Origin of the sequence: Thauera sp. SWB20 (genome assembly GCF_000831325.1) — a bacterium.
Lineage (GTDB): Bacteria > Pseudomonadota > Gammaproteobacteria > Burkholderiales > Rhodocyclaceae > Thauera > Thauera aminoaromatica.
Genome location: NZ_JTDM01000021.1, coordinates 210,490 through 224,383 on the forward strand (window position 1 = coordinate 210,490; position 13,894 = coordinate 224,383).

Below are 13,894 nucleotides of genomic sequence, written 5' to 3' on the forward strand. Positions count from 1 at the left end.
GCTTGGGCGCGGCGCTTTGGCGCCCAAGCGTTCATTGGTGGCGAGGAAGCCACTCCTTCTAGACGCGCATCGACATTCTTCAGACCAAATTCAATCTTGATTAGCAATGATGTTCAGCCGACCGAATCACCCGCTGAGGCTGCGGCACACAGGTGGCGGCAGCCACGAGCAGTCGCGTGTGAAGCGCGCGCAGATCGAATCGGCGGTCGAATCGGTAGGTGAACGCGGCCAGGTATCGCGTTGCGTATTTGCGGAAGTCGAACGCATGGTAGCTGCCGCTCAAACTCGTCTTGAGGTTACCGAGTACGGTGTTGATCCACTGGAACTCGGGCAAGTCCTTCGGTTTGCGCTTGCCGACGACGGTTGGCTGATGCGCACAACCTGCACCGCTCACCGCACCGAAGCAGGCCAGTCCATCGGAGAACACGGTGCTGCCCGGAGCCAGATGGGTCTTGGCCCACTGGCCGATTGCGACCATGCTGAAGCTCGAGACAGGCGTGAGTTTGACGCGCAGGGGGTGGCCCTCGTCACTGAGGGAGACGGCGGCGACGAACGGGGCCTTGTTCTCCGAGCCCCGGCCGACTTTGCCACCGCTGCGCTCGCCGCCCAGGTAGGCATCATCGACCTGGACCTGGCCATCGAGCACGTAACGCGTCTCACGATCGGCCATCGCCTGCATCAGTTTGTGGTGGATGAGCCAAGCGGTCGGATAGCTCACCCCGAGGTGGCGCTTGAGTGCGAGCGCCGACAGTCCGGTCTTGGCCTGGCTGATCAGGTAGATCGCGAGGAACCAGGTCGTCAGCGGCAGTTTGGTGCCCTGCATCACGGTGCCGGCGATCAGCGACGTTTGATGTCGACACGCCTGGCACTGGAACAGCGCGTAGGTTCGCCCGCGTACCCGGCTGTAAGTAACGCCATCACAGCGCGGACACCGAAACCCCGCAGGCCAGCGTGCCTTCTCCAAAGCCGCCTCGCAGGACGGCTCGGTTCCGTAGCGCTGGAGAAACTCGGGCATGGACAGTCCGGCTTGAAACTGGATTCGGTTCATCGGCATGGCGCACCTCCCGGCAGAAAAACTGTATTTCCGTACAGTATAGACCCGTTGGGGTGCCTGGCTGAGCATCGTTGCTAATCAGGAATTCAATTCGAACCCGGCCCGTTAGATTCTATCCACCGATCCACAAGCGACGGCCCCACCAGCAATGGCAGGGCCGTGTCCTATTCCGGCTCGCTCACAAGTCGCGGGGCACAAACATCCACCTGTGTCGTTGCCGCGCCTACCGTGGACACGCGCCAACCGCGGCTTCCACCTCGAGCGCCTTTCCCGCGCAGTAGATGGGCAATGAATTGGGCGCGTCCGGCGGTGAGAACGGCTTGCCGCAGGTCGCTGCAGCATGCATTGCTCCAGGACTCACATCGATCTTGTCCAGCACATATTCGCCAACGGCATTGGGCTTGAACCAGAACTCGTATCGCGTTCTCGCCGTCTCCTGCCCGTCGCAAACCTTGCTCACCGTCGACCAGAAGTGACCCTTCGGATCCTTCGCGTCGATCTCGTAGGTGTAGGTTTCTTGGCAGTTGCAACGATCGAGGAGTTCGACGACCCAGTCATGATCTTTGTCATAGCGGAGCCTGATCCTCGATCCATCCGTGAAGACGATCTTCACGACGTTGTGTAGATCGTCGTAGCTGTATGCGGTGGCAAAACGCTTCGCATCGATCGAGTAGGTCAGGTCATCCTGGTTCCGATACTGATATTGGGCGACGGTGCCGTCGGATGCGACGACCTTGGCGATCTTGCTGTTCGCGGGGTAGTACTCGAAGCGCAGCCAGCGGCCCTCGCCGTCGGTGACGCGGCGCAGCAGTCCGTTGTCGAAGTAGTCCAGTTCGAGCGCGTGACCCGCTTCGTCCACCCAGCGCAAGAGCTTGCCGCGGCGATCGAAGTATTGCCGGCTGCCATCGCTCCACGTCAAGCGGAAGATCCCGTCCTGAAACACGACCTGCCCGGATTCCTCATCGGTCACCTGGCGCGCATTGCCCGACTCCACCACGGTGTCGGGCTCAGATGAACGCTGCAGGTATTTGCCGCCGTCCACCGGCCGAGTCAGCAGCCCGAGTTCATGCGCGCGCTCGGCACGAAGATCGTCGTATTCCAGCAGTTCGGCGCGCAGATTGCGCCAGGCCTGTTCATCCCGGTACTCGGTAGCCGAGGATTTCAACTTGCCGATGATCTCGTCGACCTTCGCCTCGAGGTCTGCACGTGTTAGCGGTGCAGCGACGAACACCTGCTCGCTTCCGGCGCCGCAATCCTTCCATTTGAGGTTGCCCTCCGCGGTGATCGTCAGTGAGGTTTCATAGCGCGTGCACCAGCCGAACCCGAACATTCCGTTGAACAGCGTCCTACTGTTGTACGTTCTTTGCAGCGTCAGATCCACACCCGAAGGGACGGCCGGCAATCGGAAGTCGACCCAGGTGTTGGAGTAGTTGGCGTTCTTCATGTCGACTATCGCCAGCGCGTTAGATGCCAGCAGGGCGAGAGCAGCGGAAAGGCAAAGCCGGAACATGATCGGTCTCGCGTCTAAGGTCGAAGGTCCAGCGTTTGGCCGGGTTTCCACTGCGAAGCCTTGCGCCACAGTGCGATGACGGTCTCTTCCGGCAGCAGGCGCGCGATGGCCGCTCGGCGTTCGGATTCGGCGCGCGCGGAGCCTTCGTCGGCAACGGCCTGCGCGCAGCGCGCCGCCAGCGCGTGATGGAAAAAGGCCGCGGCGAAGTCTGGCTCGACACCAGCCGATGGGTCACCGCTTTCGGCCAGTTCGGCAAGGTGCTGGTGGGCGTACGGAAGTCCCTGTGTCGCCGCAAGACCGAAAAGGCGCTTCGCCTCCCGCAGATCCTGTGGCACGCGTTCGCCGTGAACCAGCAGATCGGCCAGCGTGTCCTGCGCCACCGGATCGCCCGCATTCGCTGCCCGCCTCAGCCACTCGACACCGCTGCCAATATTTTCGTCCTTCTGTGTGTCGATCAGGAAGTCGCCGACGGCGCCCTGGGCGCGCGCGTATCCGGCCTCAGCGGCCTTCTGCAATGGTGCGCGGGCAGCCGGATCCTTGAGTTTTTCCAGTGCGCGACCGAGTTGATAGCTCAGTCTCGCGTTACCCGGATCACTTTCGGCGGCACGCGTGCAGGCGGTCAGCGCTGCCTTGCCGTCGAGCTTGTTCCAGGCCACCCCGCCTGCCACGCGCGCGCCATCGAAGGGATGCGCGGCGAGTTGGTCGCATGGGGTGGCCGTGCCGCGCTGCGGAATGGCGCGCTCGAAGCGCGGTTCCAGCGTCAGCCCCAGGCGTTCCACGAGTGCGGCATCGGCGAATTCCGGGGACATTGCGCGTGCGTAGTCGGCCTGGTCGCGCACGTTTCGGTGTGTCGGCCAGATGCGCACGGTGTGGTCTTCGGAGCCGGTGGCGATGCGCGTGCCGTCGGGGCTGTACGCGAGTGCGCCGATCCAGTGGGTGTGCCCGGAGAACTTGCCTGTCTGGCGCCACGTGGCGACATCCCATTCGCGGGCCATCTTGTCATCGGACGCCGAGACCAGCGAGGTGCCATCCGGGCTGAAGGCTAGGGCATTGATCGCGTCGTCGTGACCTCGCAATACCGCCCGTTCCTGCCCTGATTCCACTGTCCAGATGCGCACGTCCTTGTCGCTGCCGCCACTGGCCAGCCAGGTTCCGTCTGGGCTCAAGGCAACGGCCTTGACAGAACCGCGATGGCCTGTGAGAACCTTGATCTGGTGACCGGTGCCGGCGTCCCACACGCGGACCGTCGCATCACGCGATCCGGTGGCCAGCAGTTTGCCGTCCGGGCTGAATGCGACGGACAGCAGGGCGTCGTCGTGTCCCTTCAACACAGCGAGTGCCTTGCCGTCGAGATTCCACAGGCGCGCGGTTTCGTCGGCGGAGATGGTCGCCACGCGCTGTCCGTCCGGCGCGAAGATCGCCTGCCGCACTGGGCCGCGATGGCCGCGCATGACCGCGGCAGGGCGACCCGTCGCCGCGTCCCACAGACGCGCCGTGCCGTCGACCGAGGCGCTGAGAATCAACTTTCCGTCATGACTGAACGCGACGGACCGCAGGGCGTTTTCGTGCCCCTTCAACATGGCAAGTTCCTGGCCATCGAGATCCCACAGGCGACCCGTGCCGTCGAGCGAGCCGGTCACGATCGAATTTCCTGCCGGCCCAAAAGCCGCGCTGGTGAGCGCATTGTCGTGCCCTCGCAGCACCGCCAACTCGTGGCCCTTCATGTCCCAAAGGCGCGCGGTCTTGTCATCGAAAGCGGCGAGCAGGCGGCGAGCGTCGGGGCTGAACGCCACGGCATTTGCGCTCGCCGATGCAGCCACCGTGAAGTTGGTCTGCGGCTCGGACGTGTCCCAGAGCTGCGCCGTCTCGTCGTCCGAGCCGGTGATCGCGCGCTTGCCATCGGCGCTGATCGCGACCGAGGTCAGCGCCGCCCGGTGTCCGCGAAATGCTGCCAGTTCGCGACCCGAAGCCGTTTCCCAAAGACGGGCCGCGCCGTCCTCAGCGGCCGTTACAAGCAGTTTGCCGTCGGCGCTGAACCCGGCTGCTACGATGCGCGCGTCGCTATCGAATTCACTGACACGCTGGCCGGTCGCCACCTCAACCAAGATCACCCTCCAGCGGTTCGCCTCGAAGCGCTGCAGGATCATCTGCCTGCCGTCGGTTTCGACAGGCATCGCATCACTTTCGTCCCAGGCGCCAAGCGGATTGCCGGAGAGATCCCAGACCCGGATGGCGCCCTTATTCGTGGCGGTGACGACGTGCTTGCCGTCGGTGGTGAAGGTTCCGAGTGCAATAGTGGCCGGATGATCGAGGATCTTCGGCGGTGCGTCGGAATCGACTTTCCACAGCAGGGCCTTGTTGGTGTCGGATGCTGTCAGCGCGTAATTCCCGTCCGGGCTCAGTGCGCTGACCAAGATCGGCCCCTCGTGCTCCGGCAGCACACTGACGGGTTTGCCGCTGCCACTGTCCCAGACGATGGCCGTGCCGTCTCTCGACGCTGTGAGTAGCCGGGCGCAAGTACCGCAGAAGGACACTCCGGTGATGTTGTCCTTGTGGTTGTTCTTGTGCGCGTCGAGCGAGGGAAGGCTCTCCCGTCCCGTCCGGGTCTCCCACAGGCGGACCGTCGCGTCGTCCGAACCGGTGGCCACGAGCGTACCGTCATGGCTGAAGGCAAGCGCCGCGACAGTGTACTGGTGGCCGCGTAGTGTCGCGAGGTGGCGTCCCGTTTCGGTTTCCCACAGGCGCGCGGTACCGTCCTCGGACGCGGTCAGCGCACGCCGGCCGTCCGGGCTCAGGATCACCCGCGTAAGGGGGCCATCGTGGCCGCGCAGGACGACCGGCGGGCGCGGGTGCGAGTGAAGTTCGTCGAGCGACAGTTCCACTTGCGCGGGTGGGGTGCCCTCGCGTGGCACAAGGGCTGCCGCTTCGGCGGCCAAGTACCAGCCGAGGCTCAGTTCGCCGCGCTTGGAGGCATCGATTCCCTCCATTCCCCGGCGCGCGGCTTGTTCCATGCGGCTCAACTCCTCGGCATGGAGCCGGCTGTCGGCCTCCGCCCGGGCCTGAATCAACCATCGTGTTCCAAGTGCAGCCATCAGCAACCCTACAAGGCCGACAATGGACACAACGACGCGTCTCCTGCTGCGCCGTCCATCGACCTTCTCGCCCGACCGCCTCACATACCGGACAATCGCGTCGCCCACCACGTCGTCGCCCCAGGCAAGGATCAGCGACCGGGCGCGTTCGAGCTTGCGGCCTTCGGGAAGCAGCAGATCGTCGGTCTGTCCCGCCTCCATCCACTGTTCGAAGTCGTTCCTGAGATGGGCATGGGTCTGGTGGTGCGGGCGATCGTCTTCGATGCACCGTGCGGCGAGCGGCCAATTGTGCAGCAGCGATTCGTGCACGATCCGCAGGCCATCCGCACGCGCCACGAGAAGGCGGGCTTCAGGTGCAAGCAGGGCGTTGGCGAGTTGGCGTTCCGGCGATTCCGGCTTGAGATCCGCTGGATTCACCGCGCGCGCTGCTGCCACGCCGTCATCGGGCCGGATGGTCACGAGGCGGCGCAGAAGTCTTGGCAGGGCATCGCGCTGAGACTGCGGTAACGCGCCGAACACTGCTTCGGCGCGCCTGCCGATGACGCCGGCGATACCGCCGAGCGCTTCATAGTCCGCATAGGTCAACTGCGTGCCGTGGTTGCGGCGCTCGTACAGGGCGCGCATCAAGTCCTGCAGCGACGGAAGCGATTCGGGGTGTGCCTGGGCGTCGGCCAGAATGCGTGAGCTCAGGCTGTGGCCGTCGGCATCGTGTTCGAAGGTCAGGCCACCCATGGCCGCGGGCCGGCGGATGATCGATTCCAGGGTTTCGGGCCGGGGCGGGCCCAGGTCCAGCATGCCGGCCGCCCCCTTGAGATCGAGAAAGCCTTCATCCTTCTGGGCGGCGGCGTAGAAGTCACTGCGCAGGGTTACTACCACCGAAGCGATACCGCTGCGGGCTGCGTGTCCGAGAAACCGCCAGAAGCTGGCCCGTTGTTCCTGGCCGATACGCGGATCGAGATAGATCTCTTCGAGTTGATCGACGATCAGGAGCAGCCGTGCGTCCTTGTCTTCCATGTCAAGCCCTGTGAGCAGATTCTTGACAGCGGTGTCGAAGCCGAAGGCCAGATTGTCGAAACTCAGATCAGTAGACGGCTCCGTTCCAAGAGTCTCCGCCAGTTCGGGAAACGCCCGCATCAATGCTTTGAGCAAACCGCGCTGGAGCACTCCGTCGGCCTCGGCAGGAACCAGGATACCGATCCGCCAGGGGCCAAGCTCTGTGTCGTCCAACTCGTCGCGCAGGGTGGCGGCGACGCCGGCACGCGCCAGCGAACTCTTTCCCGCACCGCTGGCGCCTACGATGCACACGAAGCTGGCTTCGCCATGTGTTTCCCGATCGCGCAGCAACTGAAGGACGTCGCAGGTTTCCCGGCCACGGCCGAAGAAGATGCGGCTGTGATCGATGTCGAAGTAATCGAGGCCTCGGTAGGGCGTATCGGTCCACAAGGGGTCGCGCCCGGACGACAACTGGAGGCGGGCGTCGATCAGTTCTCTGAGGTGCGTTCGGAGCCGCAGCGCAAAGCTCGCCGGGTCGGAATACCCGTGGTAAGCGCCGCGATTGTGTCCCTCGGCGTCTTGAAACTGCGTACGGATGAAGTGTTCGACGGCGTCGCGCTGGTCCACCATCTCCTTGAGTTCGCCGGTTTTCCGGCCGCTGAGGCGGTGATGGAAAGCGGCGTCGTCCTTGCGCACATACACCAGCATTGCGGGCCTTTCGCCCTGGGTCTGGCGGTTGGCACACAGCATCAGATCGAATTCCCGTTCGGTACCGGAGCGGTACACACTGCCGTCAGCCTTGCGAATTTCCAGCCCGAGGGGCGTTCCCAGGCGCGACCAAAGGATGAAGACGGCGATGTCGACCCCGGTTGTGGCCGACAGGACCGTATCGACCCCGGCCTGGAACGAGGTCACGGCCTGAAGAGGGAGGTCTTCCCACAGCAGCGGGACGAGGTCGACCTGTTCCGTTCCGTACCATGTCTGCAACTTGGCGACGACCTGCCGCGCCGCCTCGCGTTCGGCTGCGACGTCGCCGGGAGAGGAGATGAAAACACGCAATTGAGCGGTCATCGAAGAAGGATAGGAAATACAACACCCTATTATAGGTATCCCAGGTATTCCGGATCACTACAAAACAGTGTCGGCAGTCCTCACGCGGGGAGCTGCTTACAATTGAAACCTGAATCACCGCCCCCGAATCATCACCGAGTTCCTGACATGGGTCGCCGGTGCGGGCGCCAAGGCCGTCTCGGCGCGCTCCCCGACGCGCAAGATCGGATCCTCGTCGCGCCACCAAGCGTTGCGCTGATCGAGCGTAGTCCGGCGCCGGAACAGCCTGCGGGTCGCACTCGCCCGTCCCGCCATCGGGCACCTTCCACAGCGGCGGACCACTGGCCGGCGCCATGCGCAGCGCTGATGTGGGCTCCCAAGATGCGCGAGGATCTCGCCAACGGCGATCGCCTCCTTGATGAGGGCGATGATGCGCATCTCTCCGCCACACTTGAGGCACAGTAGCAGGAAGAACTCATAGATGCGGGCCAGCAGTAGGTAGGTCCCAGGCGTAGCGCGCCTCCCGGCGATGGAGCGGGTCCTCGGCGGCTTGTGCCCCCTGGGCGGATGCGCTTGCGCGGGCGGGTGGCGCTGCGGCGGGCGCCGCAACCGCTGACTGTTCGCCCGGCGTTTAGGCCCGCGGACCCACCAGCACGTTCACTGCCGCGCGCAGCGGTGAGTTCGGCTTCAGCACGCCGAGGTGGCCGTGGCAATGCCGGTGCGGCAGTGGGATCAGGGCGGCCAGACGATCGAGCACTTCGAGGGTGCGTCAGCATCAGCGTGACGCTAGCCGCCCGGGCCCCGGCTTGACGCTCGTCACAACGAATGCGCTGACGCAGAGCACTCTGAATCGGTTTCGGCGGTTACGAGCGACAGGAATCCGCACGCGGCGTTGAATGTCACTTGCGGGGATCGCCCCGAATTCCCGGCGCTTGCGGGTGGCAACCCGTGTCGCGGACTTGAGTCTCATTGATCCTGCCGCGATACTGCAGGAGCTTTCTGTGGACATCGCGTCTACACAGCCTTCATCGGTGGCTTCGGCCACCCTGAAGTCCAGCTTTGCTGGCGTCGCAGTCGTTACCTGCCTCGTGGATCCCCGGCTTCGGTCGGGTCCGGCCGTGTCTTTGGCCGAGTGTCCGGTTCAGCCGCCTGGCTGAACGCTGTGTCCCGCCGCGCGACCTTCGGGCCGCCCGGCATCGAGCGAAGGCCCCGTTCGCAAGAACCGTGGGCCTTCATCCTGTGCGTGCCGCCCGGCACGTCGCCGAGCCGCTCTGCCGTCCACGGCCGAGCATCCCGAACGGGGAACTCCGAGTTCCCCGCCAGGGAAGGGTGTTCCCTTTCATTTCCGAAGGAGAACACCATGTTCGCAATCCCCGTCACCAGAGCGTCGCGCCCGGTCGCCGTGTTGCTGGGCGGTTCGGGCCATGCCCGGCCGGCCCCGCGCACACAGGCCGTGCCGGCGTTGTTGAGGCCGCGGCCGATCGCTCCCAAGCGGTCCGGCCGGGCGTCCGAGTTCCGTGCGGCAGGCGGTTGATCATGTCGATCAGCCTCTACCGCCGGCGCATTGCCGCCACCGTGGTCCAACTGGCCAAAGACGACCCGTCCCTGGTCAAGGAGGTGATCGCCCGCTTGCGAGAGTCGGGCGAGATCGAAGCCGACGATCTGGTCTACCTGGACCGGATCGCCGACCGTTGGATGAGGATTGCCGAGGCAAATGGCAACAAGGCCGCGTCAGCGCACCCGCGTCAAACGCGCGGGTAGCTTGATGCCCCTGGCTTTCGCCATTGCCACGGCGATCTTCTCCAATAGATCGGGACGTTCATCGTTCAGCGTACCGGTCCACCGGGTCAATGCCTGTTCGATGTCATCCCGTGCTCGCGCCCCGTCGAAGTCGAGACCGAGTTTTCGGTAGGCATCGATTTCGTCGGGCGTGAACCGTAGCGCGTCGCCTGCACGAAGCATGATGTGTGGGCCCTCATGGGATGTGAGCGTTCAGCTTAGCAGCGCCGCATGTCCGTGCAACCCCGGGGAGTCCACCGCCTCCCCGAACGGGGACAGGTGTTCCCTCTGTTCGTCTTTGGAGAAAACACCATGTCCCTTGAGAAGCCCCGTCCTCGCTCACGGCGCACCAGCATCGAGTCCGAGGAAGAGCGTGCCTGGGTCGGCTTCTATCGGCGCGTCGGCCGTGATCCGGCCATCGCGACCGAAGTCGTGGCCCAGCTCGAGTCCGATCAGGAAATGAAGCGCACCCACCTGGCCTTGTACCTGTGCTGCAAGGAATCCCTGCGCCGGCACAAGGCGCGCCAGGCACGCCACCAACGGATCGGTCAGTTCGTCCGCTGGCTATGCCACGGCTTGTTTGTCCAGCCCTGGCGCAGTCTGCAGGCGGGTTTGCGGCACGGCCGCGACGTCGCCGTCGAATGCCTGCCCGAAGTGGCCAAGGAACCGGCCGTGGCCCAGGTGCACCGCCTGGCCGGAGAGGCCGAGTTCGCGACGGCACACGCGGCTTTCGAGCAGCAGGCCACCTCGCCGGCGGCCGATACGGCAGCAGCGTCAGCCGAGACCCAGGGCTCATCCGGCACCAAGGCATCGCGCGCCGCCTGACCCGAGAAGCGCCGGGCCATCACCGGCCCGTCGTGTGATGCGGCAAACCCGTCGCCGCATCCGGATCGTCGAACGCCCACGCCCGCTGTTCACCCAGCGGTGCGTGCGGTGCTCGCTCCGATCCCACCCCCACTTGCACGCCCGCGATTGCCTGCGAGGCGACCGCGCCTGACACCGAGACCCGCCGATGCACGACCCGCGCCCCGTCGAGTCCCAATCCGCCCGCCGATTTGCCCCTGGCATGCCGGTCCGTTTTTCCAGCAATGAAAGGAAGCCATTGATGATCACCATCACCGCCGTCCTGAATGCCATCGAAGCGCACGCTGAGTGCGCCATCGTGCCGGAGCTTCGCCTCATCAAGAAGGAGGTCGAGAAACTGCGCCCGTCCCTCTACCCGGATGACCAGGAGCACGCGGACGCCTTGCTGCTCAAGCTGGACCGCCTGCTGTCCGACCAGGTCGTCGTCGCCGATGACAGCGTCGTTGAGCAAGCCTTCCAGCCGGCAGTGCAAGCGGCCTGAATCAACACTTTCGGTACGCCAGCCGCTGTCTGGCGCAGCGAACCACCCAACTTCCGTGGGGCTCACACCCTGCGGGTGTCGGGTTCCACGGTATTTCGAAAGGAATCCGACATGAACAAGGTGAGCATCGATCCGGAGCAGCAACGCTACGTGATCGATTGCGGCGGGGGCTACAGCTGCCTAGGCTTTGCCAACGCCCGCGATCACGCCAACCAGATCGCCCATCAGTTGGGCCGGTCCGACCTCGCGTTCACAGAGGGCGACTACGCCACCCTCGCCGGCTACGAAAAGTACTCCACCGCCGTCGAGGCCTGGAGCCGGTCCCCGCTGATGCACAAGACCTACTTCGATCCCGGCACCGATTCGAAGGCCGCCAAGGTCCTGGAATCTTGCCGGACCCATGGGCGCAAGATCCGCCTGATCCTCGGCGACACCAGCACTGGTGAACCCTGGCTCGAAGAGCATGATGTCATCGGCCGGATCGGCCGCTCGACCGGGAGCCTGAAGGTCCCCTTGCTGATCGAGGCCGGTGAATGCGGCGGCACCGCCATCCTGTGCGCCTGCCTCCTCGCCATCATCGACTGGGGGTCGGGCGAGTTCCTTTACCGTCACGCCGCATACCGGGAAGCCGATCTGAGCATCCAGCCTTCGGGCAATGCCGACCGGCCCTGGAACGTTCTGCGCCGCGGTGAGGTCGTCGCCAGTTTCGGGGACATCGGTCAGGCCGGCGCGTACCTCGCGTTCATGCGCGGCGCGACCATCGAGCCGCGCCTCTTCCAGTGATTTCGATAACGTTGATCGACAAGGCAACGTCTCCCCGACAGCACCGCCGGGGAGACAGTGGCCCGCCGAGGGCCTGCCACGCTACGCCGCCAGGCGGCACTGCGCGTATTCGCGGTCGATGAGCCAGTGCAGGAACCGAGTTTCCTGGGAGACGCCCCAGTAGTGCGCCTTGCACCGGGCAATGTAGGCATCCAGGTCGTCGAGCGTGCGGATGTCCACCGGCTCGATGTCGGTGATCTTCCGAAAGCGCTCGATCTCCCGGCGAGTGAGTCGAATTTGCGAGCCGAGGCGGATCATGGTCGTTCTATAAGAAGGGTTGAGTCCCCATCTTGACCAAATCGTCCAAGCCTGTCGCGGGTTTTGCGGCGGAGATGCAAGAAATTTGTCTAGCGCCGATGGGCTGACACTCCAGTCGCACTGGAGTGCGATCCGGCACTTTTTCTCGTCTCGCCGCACGCTCTCGGAGAGCGGCCGCAGTCCACCACCAAGCGCCATGCACAAGGCCACCGGATTCCAGCCGGTTGAACATGGCATGCCCTCCTCTCCCTTGAGCCCTTCCGCCCGATACCGGAAACTGATCGGGCATACATGCATTCCATCGTCGGATGGAATCCGGCCCTTGGCCGGCGTCGCAGTCGATACCTGCCTCATTCATCGTGCCGGCCAATGTCATCCATTCGTCCGCACATTCATCCCAAGCGGGGACCTCGTCCCCCCGGGATCGGCGTTTCCGCTTTTCTTTCGTGGAGAACGCCATGAATCTCTCTGCTTTGTCCCGCGCCGATCTGGTCAGCGAATTGCTCTCGCCCCTGGTATGCGCGTCGGGCGCCAACCCCTTGCATGTCAGCGATGCCGTGGCCCAGATGGGCATGCTCGGCACTGCGGACACCGTGTTGGCCCATCGCCTGAACGTCGCCCGAGAACTGCTGCTGCGCGAGTTGCGAGAGCAGATGCGCAACGGTCCGCTGATGACTTCGCCGCAGATCCTGCGCGACTGGCTGCGCCTGTACTGCGCGAAGCTGGAAAACGAAGTGTTCCTGGTACTCTACCTGGACGCCCAACATCGCCTGATCGAGGCCGAGGAGCTGTTCCGTGGCACCCTGACCCAGACCAGCGTCTATCCCAGGGAAGTGGTCAAGGGAGCGCTCGCTCGCAATGCCGCCGCCCTGGCCGTCGCCCACAACCACCCCTCGGGGGAAGCCGAGCCGTCGCGGGCCGATGAAATGCTGACACAGACGCTGAAGTCGGCACTGAGCCTGGTGGACGTGCGGGTCATCGACCATTTTGTCGTGGCCGGGGACCGCGTGATCTCGTTCGCGGAACGTGGGTTGATATAGCGCCATGCGCCGCCCGCATACCGCTCCGTGTCCGACCCTGAGCAGCACGCTCGCCTCCACCACAGGGGCGAGCTCCTTCCTCTGCCAAGTGAAACGACAATCATGCCGGTGAAAACCCTTTCACATTGCCCCCTCTGCGCAGGTGACGGCGTGCTGTTGGGTACGCTGGGGCGCCTGCGCTGGTTCCGTTGTCGCGACTGCGGCATGAACTTCAGTCGTCAGACTGGCACGCGTCCCAAGACCAAGTCGACATCTCATCAAGAGGAAGGAGAACCGCATGGAAACGCCCGCCGTGGAAAGCTTGCGAGCGCAGGCTGAATCGCTGGCCTCGTTATCGATCTCGCATCTGAGTCCAAGCACCCGCCTGAAACTGGCCGATGACGAGCTGTCGGTCAACGCTTATCCGACCGACAGCGGTGGCGTCATCTACGTCGGTGCCCCCTGTTACCGGATCCCGGCCGAAGCCGATTTGGCCGCGATTTTCACGGTCGCTGAGCAAGCCGGTATTGCCTGGCTGAAGTTCGATAGCGAAGCGGCCGTGATCGACGGTCTGCCGATCTTTGATTTGCAGGAGCCCGAGGCGTGAGTCGGCAATTCAGCTCTCACAATGGGGCCACACGTTAGTTGCGGCGGCCGGCATCGTCCGGCCACCGCTATGCCAGCAGCGCTTTAAGCCGTTCCAAGCCCGACTTGATGTCATCGGCAAGGCGTAAGGCCTCCGGGCTGCCTTCCGTTGCTTGCTGCGCCGCCCAGCTGCAAAACTCCGCCATCAAAGAAGCCTTCTCTCCGGTGATTTTCGACTGGCGAAGGCCATCCTCAATAAGGGGGATTAAGCCGGCCGCTGCGCGCAGCCTGTTCAATGCAGGCGTGGATTCGGGGATTTTCGACATGCAGGCATTTTAGCGGCGGGGCGCCCGACAAGCCACGGCAACCGACGGTGGCCAAACGGCG

General features: G+C 64.3%; 13 protein-coding genes. 6 read left to right on the plus strand and 7 right to left on the minus strand.

The features are described 5' to 3' along the window. Positions 1–100: 100 nt before the first annotated feature. From PO78_RS18415 to PO78_RS18430, 4 genes are all read right to left on the minus strand, one after another. Positions 101–1,054 (minus strand): IS1595-like element ISTha4 family transposase, encoded by a 954-nt coding sequence (locus PO78_RS18415; RefSeq protein WP_043745823.1) that lies wholly within the window; start codon positions 1,052–1,054, stop codon positions 101–103. A 223-nt stretch (positions 1,055–1,277) separates the two neighbouring features. Then, positions 1,278–2,498 carry a DUF6531 domain-containing protein gene (locus PO78_RS18420; RefSeq protein ID WP_197068807.1) on the minus strand — a complete coding sequence of 407 codons (1,221 nt, stop codon included), beginning with the start codon at positions 2,496–2,498 and terminating at the stop codon, positions 1,278–1,280. 80 nt (positions 2,499–2,578) lie between these two features. Beyond that, positions 2,579–7,720 carry an nSTAND1 domain-containing NTPase gene (locus PO78_RS18425; RefSeq protein ID WP_156147850.1) on the minus strand — a complete coding sequence of 1,714 codons (5,142 nt, stop codon included), beginning with the start codon at positions 7,718–7,720 and terminating at the stop codon, positions 2,579–2,581. Between the two features lie 114 nt (positions 7,721–7,834). Continuing rightward, positions 7,835–8,137: a hypothetical protein gene (locus PO78_RS18430; RefSeq protein ID WP_043745832.1), complete on the minus strand. Its 303-nt coding sequence runs from the start codon at positions 8,135–8,137 to the stop codon at positions 7,835–7,837. A 1,098-nt stretch (positions 8,138–9,235) separates the two neighbouring features. Here PO78_RS18430 and PO78_RS23475 point away from each other — a divergent pair. Further along, positions 9,236–9,460, plus strand: coding sequence for a hypothetical protein (locus PO78_RS23475; protein ID WP_043745835.1), 225 nt, complete (start codon positions 9,236–9,238; stop codon positions 9,458–9,460). Here PO78_RS23475 and PO78_RS22535 read toward each other — a convergent pair. Further along, entirely contained in the window at positions 9,431–9,661 is a 231-nt protein-coding gene (locus PO78_RS22535) for a hypothetical protein (protein ID WP_082047890.1), read from the minus strand. The genes PO78_RS23475 and PO78_RS22535 overlap by 30 nt on opposite strands. A gap of 129 nt (positions 9,662–9,790) precedes the next feature. Between PO78_RS22535 and PO78_RS18440 the strand changes: the two genes are divergently transcribed. From PO78_RS18440 to PO78_RS18450, 3 genes are all read left to right on the plus strand, one after another. Beyond that, positions 9,791–10,303: a hypothetical protein gene (locus PO78_RS18440; protein WP_043745838.1), complete on the plus strand. Its 513-nt coding sequence runs from the start codon at positions 9,791–9,793 to the stop codon at positions 10,301–10,303. Positions 10,304–10,583: 280 nt separating this feature from the next. Then, a complete protein-coding gene (locus PO78_RS18445) occupies positions 10,584–10,823 on the plus strand; it encodes a hypothetical protein (RefSeq protein WP_043745841.1) in 240 nt (79 codons plus the stop codon). A 111-nt stretch (positions 10,824–10,934) separates the two neighbouring features. Beyond that, positions 10,935–11,606: a hypothetical protein gene (locus tag PO78_RS18450; protein WP_043745844.1), complete on the plus strand. Its 672-nt coding sequence runs from the start codon at positions 10,935–10,937 to the stop codon at positions 11,604–11,606. Positions 11,607–11,687: 81 nt separating this feature from the next. Here the strand turns inward: PO78_RS18450 and PO78_RS18455 are convergent, their stop codons facing one another. After that, a complete protein-coding gene (locus PO78_RS18455) occupies positions 11,688–11,903 on the minus strand; it encodes a hypothetical protein (RefSeq protein WP_043745847.1) in 216 nt (71 codons plus the stop codon). A 458-nt stretch (positions 11,904–12,361) separates the two neighbouring features. Here PO78_RS18455 and radC point away from each other — a divergent pair, with 458 nt between their 5' ends. Beyond that, positions 12,362–12,943: a RadC family protein gene (gene radC / locus PO78_RS18460; RefSeq protein WP_043745849.1), complete on the plus strand. Its 582-nt coding sequence runs from the start codon at positions 12,362–12,364 to the stop codon at positions 12,941–12,943. Positions 12,944–13,220: 277 nt separating this feature from the next. Then, a complete protein-coding gene (locus tag PO78_RS18465) occupies positions 13,221–13,529 on the plus strand; it encodes a DUF5983 family protein (RefSeq protein WP_043745852.1) in 309 nt (102 codons plus the stop codon). 67 nt (positions 13,530–13,596) lie between these two features. Here PO78_RS18465 and PO78_RS18470 read toward each other — a convergent pair whose 3' ends face one another. Then, entirely contained in the window at positions 13,597–13,833 is a 237-nt protein-coding gene (locus PO78_RS18470; protein ID WP_135148217.1) for a hypothetical protein, read from the minus strand. Between the last annotated feature and the right edge of the window lie 61 nt (positions 13,834–13,894).

Excerpts from the sequence above, each read along its gene's own strand:
- PO78_RS18415 (WP_043745823.1), bottom strand. The coding sequence starts at position 1,054 with ATGCCGATGAACCGAATCCAGTTTCAAGCCGGACTGTCCATGCCCGAG.
- PO78_RS18420 (WP_197068807.1), bottom strand. The coding sequence starts at position 2,498 with ATGAAGAACGCCAACTACTCCAACACCTGGGTCGACTTCCGATTGCCG.
- PO78_RS18425 (WP_156147850.1), bottom strand. The coding sequence starts at position 7,720 with ATGACCGCTCAATTGCGTGTTTTCATCTCCTCTCCCGGCGACGTCGCA.
- PO78_RS18430 (WP_043745832.1), bottom strand. The coding sequence starts at position 8,137 with ATGCGCATCATCGCCCTCATCAAGGAGGCGATCGCCGTTGGCGAGATC.
- PO78_RS23475 (WP_043745835.1), top strand. The coding sequence starts at position 9,236 with ATGTCGATCAGCCTCTACCGCCGGCGCATTGCCGCCACCGTGGTCCAA.
- PO78_RS22535 (WP_082047890.1), bottom strand. The coding sequence starts at position 9,661 with ATGCTTCGTGCAGGCGACGCGCTACGGTTCACGCCCGACGAAATCGAT.
- PO78_RS18440 (WP_043745838.1), top strand. The coding sequence starts at position 9,791 with ATGTCCCTTGAGAAGCCCCGTCCTCGCTCACGGCGCACCAGCATCGAG.
- PO78_RS18445 (WP_043745841.1), top strand. The coding sequence starts at position 10,584 with ATGATCACCATCACCGCCGTCCTGAATGCCATCGAAGCGCACGCTGAG.
- PO78_RS18450 (WP_043745844.1), top strand. The coding sequence starts at position 10,935 with ATGAACAAGGTGAGCATCGATCCGGAGCAGCAACGCTACGTGATCGAT.
- PO78_RS18455 (WP_043745847.1), bottom strand. The coding sequence starts at position 11,903 with ATGATCCGCCTCGGCTCGCAAATTCGACTCACTCGCCGGGAGATCGAG.
- radC (WP_043745849.1), top strand. The coding sequence starts at position 12,362 with ATGAATCTCTCTGCTTTGTCCCGCGCCGATCTGGTCAGCGAATTGCTC.
- PO78_RS18465 (WP_043745852.1), top strand. The coding sequence starts at position 13,221 with ATGGAAACGCCCGCCGTGGAAAGCTTGCGAGCGCAGGCTGAATCGCTG.
- PO78_RS18470 (WP_135148217.1), bottom strand. The coding sequence starts at position 13,833 with ATGTCGAAAATCCCCGAATCCACGCCTGCATTGAACAGGCTGCGCGCA.